General features: G+C 67.1%; 1 protein-coding gene. It reads right to left on the minus strand.

The annotated features are described in order from the left end of the window. On the minus strand, positions 1 to 563 hold a 563-nt coding region (locus tag CO676_RS34355), incomplete at both ends, for an electron transfer flavoprotein subunit alpha/FixB family protein (RefSeq protein WP_144340271.1).

The following is a 563-nucleotide window of genomic DNA, read 5'->3' on the forward strand; positions in this document are numbered from 1 at the left end:
AGCGCCTTTTCGAGCTCCGGCAGGACGTCGAAGAGATCGGCGACGAGGCCGTAGTCGGCGACCTGGAAAATCGGCGCCTCCTCGTCCTTGTTGATGGCGACGATCACCTTGGAATCCTTCATGCCGGCGAGGTGTTGAATCGCCCCGGAGATGCCGCAGGCGATGTAGAGGTCGGGGGCGACCACCTTGCCGGTCTGGCCGACCTGCCAGTCGTTCGGCGCGTAGCCGGCATCGACGGCGGCGCGGCTGGCACCGACGGCGGCACCGAGCTTGTCGGCGACCGGCAGGATGACTTGCCTGAACTTCTCCGACGAGCCGAGCGCCCGGCCGCCGGAGATGATGATCCTGGCCGAGGTCAGTTCGGGGCGGTCGGAGGACGACAGCGCGTCGGAAACGTGGCTGGACAGCCCCGGATCGGCGGCGGCCGATACCGTCTCGATCGCTGCCGAACCGCCTTCAGGGGCTGCGGCGAAGGAGGCGGTGCGGACGGTGATGACCTTTTTCGCTTCCGTCGTCTGCACCGTCTGGATGGCGTTGCCGGCATAGATCGGCCGCTTGAAGGT

Source organism: Sinorhizobium sp. BJ1 (assembly GCF_002531555.1).
Classification (GTDB): domain Bacteria; phylum Pseudomonadota; class Alphaproteobacteria; order Rhizobiales; family Rhizobiaceae; genus Sinorhizobium; species Sinorhizobium fredii_B.